This is a genomic window from Sphingomonas sp. (assembly GCF_036677245.1).
Lineage (GTDB): Bacteria > Pseudomonadota > Alphaproteobacteria > Sphingomonadales > Sphingomonadaceae > Allosphingosinicella.
The window spans coordinates 1-4,613 of the sequence record NZ_JAKFCG010000002.1 but is presented as its reverse complement, the minus strand read 5'-3'; the positions used below and the strand labels follow the sequence as shown (position 1 = coordinate 4,613).

3 protein-coding genes are annotated in these 4,613 nt (G+C 66.3%); all 3 read right to left on the bottom strand.

All coding sequences use genetic code 11. The features are described 5' to 3' along the window. Complete coding sequence (locus V6M48_RS00055; RefSeq protein ID WP_332810473.1) at positions 1-1,263, bottom strand: hypothetical protein; 1,263 nt, start codon at positions 1,261-1,263, stop codon at positions 1-3. 21 nt (positions 1,264-1,284) lie between these two features. Then, positions 1,285-3,501 (bottom strand): NAD-dependent DNA ligase LigA, encoded by a 2,217-nt coding sequence (gene ligA, locus V6M48_RS00050; protein WP_332810472.1) that lies wholly within the window; start codon positions 3,499-3,501, stop codon positions 1,285-1,287. Then, positions 3,498-4,613, bottom strand: a 1,116-nt coding sequence (locus V6M48_RS00045; RefSeq protein ID WP_332810471.1) for a DNA repair protein RecN, incomplete at its 5' end; no start/stop codon positions are given. The genes V6M48_RS00045 and ligA, both read right to left, overlap by 4 nt.

Sequence of the window (4,613 nt, the reverse complement as noted above, 5' to 3'; positions counted from 1 at the left end):
TCAGTTGAACCAGAAGGCGTAGCCGATCAGGGCATCGCCGAAGACCTCGTTGGCGGCGCGGAACGACTCGGCGCTGGCGATGGGGCCGTCCTTGAGGAATGGCAGTGCGTCGTAGCCGGTGATCAGCATGACCAGGTCGGTTTTCTTGGCGGTCTCGAAATAGGCCTTGAGGTCAAAGCCTTTTTGGAAGCGCCAGTGCGGGATCAGCAGCTTGCCGTCCAACACCTGGTCGGCGGTGTCGAGCGTCGCCATCCAGGCCTGCACCTGCGCGTCAGTAATCTTGGCATCCGGCGCGATGCCGCTCTGTTTCGGGTTGGGCAGCAGCTCTCGATTGTCGTCGGTCTCGGCGAGGATGGCTTCCCAGTTGCGGCGGGAGAGCGCCGTGATGTCCTTGAACCGGGCCAGCACGCGCTTCAGCCGGTCGGGCTCGACCACAGGCCAGTTGAGGTGGTGGATCGCCGCCAGCGCATCGGCGATGGCGTTGTCCGAGGCCGGATCCAGCATCAGCGTGCCTGTCGAGCGGGTGTATTCCTGCATGGGCAGGTCAGCGCGCGGGAACAGCCGGTGGAAGGTGGTGTCGAACAGCGCGCGGAAATCGTGGGCGAGGAGGAAATCCGCCTGTGCCGCGAGGATCTGCGAATAGCCGCCCAGCCAGATGGCGTCGGCGCGATCGAAGCCTATGGTCGAATCGGGCGGGGTGGGCGTTGCGGGCGGCGGTGCATTGGGATCGGTCGGGCCGGGAACGGTCGCCGCACCGAACATGGCGTTGAGCACGTTGCCGATGCTCTCGGTCTCACTGCCGGCGCCATCGCCGTCGAGGTCGATGCGGACCTTCAGCACTTCGACCGACACCACGTAATCGCCATTCTCGCCAGCGGCGAGCAGCGCATCGCGAGCGGCGTCCATGTCGTCGACGAGGAGCTGCAGGATGGCGCGGAACTTGTCGTAGTCGAGCGGTTCCGGATTGGGGTTCACCGGCACGGGCATGGCCAGCGGTGCGCCCATGATCGGGCCGGCATCGGGCGAGGCGAAGCCGTGTCGGTAGAGGCCCTGGGCGAAATGTTCGACGCCCTGGATGAAGCTGAGGAGCCCCACGCCGAAGCGCCCTTCCATGTCCTGCCGCTCGTAGAACGGCTTCAGCTCGGTGAGCCCCTGCCCGATCGTTCCGGCGTATAGATGCTTGCGCGAGATGTCGCCGGCCTCGCCTGCGAGGACCGGGAGTGAAAGCGCCGCACACAATGCGACAATCGCCAGTCTCAGCATCCCGGTACTCCCTGCAGTTGGCTATTTGGCCGCCAACTCAAGCCATTGATCTTCGTCGAGAATAAGGATGCCGAGGGCCTGAGCTTCCTTCAGCTTGGAGCCGGCCCCGGGACCAGCCACCAGGATGTCGGTATTCTTCGACACCGAGCCCGCCACCTTGGCGCCCAGTCGCTCCGCCATCGCCTTGGCCTCGCCGCGCGTGAGCTTCTCGAGGCTGCCGGTGAAGACGATAGTCTTTCCCGCCACTTCACTGGTGGCCGAAACGGTGACCACGTAGGGCTTGGGGTGCACCTGCTGCAACAGCGCATCGAGCACGTCGTCGTTGCGCTCGTTGCCGAAGAAATCGATCAGCGCCTCAATGACGGTATTGCCGATGCCGTCGACCGACGGGAATACCGAGTGCGGATCGTCAGCATGCGCGGCCGTTTCCTTGCCGACGCGGATCAACTCCTCGATGGTCGAGAAGGTCTTGGCCAGCACCGCTGCGGTGGTCTCACCGATGTGGCGGATGCCCAGCGCGAAGATGAAGCGGTCGAGCTCCGGCTCGCGCCGCGCGTCGATGGCGGCGAACAGCTTCTCCAGTCCCTCGAAGCTGCGGTCCTCGACGGTGCGGACATTCTTGCGGGTCTTGCCCGACGCTTCCTCGCGCAGCCGCGCCTGCTCGTCGCGCCGCGCGGCAAAGGCTTGCTGCACGGCGCGACGACGGTCCCGCAGCGTGAAGATGTCGGCGGCGGTCTTGACGAGGCCGGAGTTGAAGAACAGGTCGATGTTCTCGGCACCCAGCCCCTCAATGTCCATGGCGCCGCGCGACACGAAATGGCGCAGCCGCTCGACCGCCTGGGCGGCGCAGATCAGCTCGCCGGTGCAGCGGCGGCGCGAGTCTTCCTTGCCGGTCTTCTCGTTGAGCTCGCGCGTCGCGGGCGAGCCGCAGACCGGGCAAACATGGGGGAACTCGTAGGGCACGGCGTCCGCAGGACGCTTCTCCAGCACGACCCGGACGATCTGCGGAATGACGTCGCCGGCGCGCTGGATCACCACGGTGTCACCGATACGCACGTCGATCGGCTCGTCGCCGCGGATTGGCGCGCCGGTACTGTCGATGCCCTTGATGTAGTCCTCATTGTGGAGCGTCACGTTCTCGACCACCACGCCGCCGACGCCGACCGGCGCGAGGCGCGCGACGGGAGCCAGCGTGCCGGTGCGTCCCACCTGGATGTCGATCGCCCGGACGGTGGTGAAGGCCTGCTCGGCTGCAAACTTGTGCGCTACGGCCCAGCGTGGCTCGCCGCTCGAAAAGCCCCATCGGCGCTGCAGCTCGAGATTGTCGACCTTGTAGACGACGCCGTCGATGTCGTAGCCAAGCGAGGCGCGCAGTTCCTCGATCTTCCTGTACTGCGCGATCAGTTCGTCGATCGAGCTGGCGCGCACCATCAGCGGGCTGATCGCAAATCCCCACTCGCCGAACTTCTGCACCGCGCCATACTGCGTCGGCGCTGGTTCTGCCGACGTGTAGCCCCAGGCATAGGCGAAGAATTTCAGGTTCCGGCTGGCAGTGATCGACGGGTCCTTCTGGCGCAGCGAGCCTGCGGCGGTGTTGCGCGGGTTGACGTATTCCTGCCCGCCGACCGCCGCCGAGCGCGCCTTGAGCGCCTCGAACTCGGCCATGGTCATGTAGACCTCGCCGCGGATCTCGATGCTTTCGGGCCAGCCCGAGCCTTTGAGCTTGTGCGGGATGTCGGCGATGGTTCTGAGATTGGCGGTGATGTCCTCGCCGATCGTGCCGTCGCCGCGCGTCGCGCCTTGGACGAACAGGCCGTTCTCGTAACGCAGCGACGCCGATAGCCCGTCGATCTTGGGCTCGGCGGTGAAGACCAGCTTCAGGTCCTTGTCGCGCTCGAAGAAGCGGCGGCCGCGCTCGATGAAATCGACCACGTCCTCATCGCTATAGGCCTTGGCGAGGCTGAGCATCGGCACGGCGTGCCGGACCTTGCTGAACCCCTCGACCGGCGCGCCCGCGACCTTGTCGCTGAGGCTGTCCTGGCGCTTGAGTTGCGGAAACGCAATCTCGAACGCCTGGTAGCGGCGCTTCTGCGCGTCGTACTCGGCATCGGTGATTTCGGGTGCGTCGTTCTCGAAGTAGGCGCGGTCGGCCTCGACAAGTACCTCGTGCAGCCGGTCGAGTTCCGCCTTGGCCTCCGCCTCGGAGAAACTCTCGATCTCACGTTCCGCCCCGCTCACGATACCTCCGAAATCAACTTCCCGGCCGCGGCGCGCGCCTCGTCGGTGACCTTGGCGCCGGCCAGCATGCGCGCCACTTCTTCCTGCCGCGCCTTGCCATCGAGGCGGCGGACGTGGGTGCGCACAAACGCGCCCTCCTCGATCGCCTGCTTTTCGATCAGCAGGTGACTCTGCGCCCGTGCCGCAACCTGCGGCGCATGGGTGACGGTGAGCACCTGCACTTTGCCGGCGAGTCGCGCCAGCCGCCGGCCGATGGCGTCGGCAACGGCACCACCGACGCCGGTGTCGATTTCGTCGAAGATCAGCACCGGCGCCGAACCGCGATCGGCCAGCACCACCTTGAGGGCGAGGAGGAAACGGCTGAGCTCGCCGCCTGAAGCGACCTTGAGGATCGGCCCCGGCTGGGTGCCCGGGTTGGTCTGCACATGGAAGGCGATCTGGTCGTGGCCTGAGGCGGCCACGCGGGCCGGGTCCACCTGCCGATCAACGATAAACTTGGCGGCACCGAGCTTCAGGTCCGGCAGCTCCGCTTCCACGGCCTTGGTGAGGGCCGCAGACGCCGTGTCGCGTGCTTTGCTGAGGGCCGTGGCAGCGGCAGCATAGGCGCTGCGGGCGGCCTCGGCAGCGGCTTCCAGCGCTTTCAGTGAGGCCTCGCCGCTCTGCAGCATGTCGAGATCGTTCTGGTACTTGGCCAGCACCTCGCTGAGCCCGTCGCAGGTGGTGTGGTGCTTGCGGGCGGCGGCGCGCAAAGCGAACAGCCGCTCTTCAACCTTTTCGAGATCAGCCGGATCGAATGCCATGTCGCGCTTCAGCAGTTCGAGCGCGTCGGAGGTAGCGTCGAGCGACACCAGGGCGTTGTCGAGCGCCTCGACGATCGGCTGGAACACTGCGGCACCGGCATCGGCCTTGCGGACCAGGCGGCGCATCAGCCCGGCGAGTACCGGACCGGGCGCAGTCGGGCCATTGAGAATCTCGTCGGCGTCGCGAACTTCCTCGGCGGCCTTTTCCAGCGTCATCAGGCGCTGGCGGCGCTCGGCAAGGACCTCCTCCTCACCGGCTTCCAGCGACATCTCCCCGAGTTCCGCCACGACATGCCGCGCATATTCCTCGCG

What these genes read in the sequence shown, in the direction of transcription:
- V6M48_RS00055 (WP_332810473.1), bottom strand. Translation starts at nt 1,263, where the DNA reads ATGCTGAGACTGGCGATTGTCGCATTGTGTGCGGCGCTTTCACTCCCG.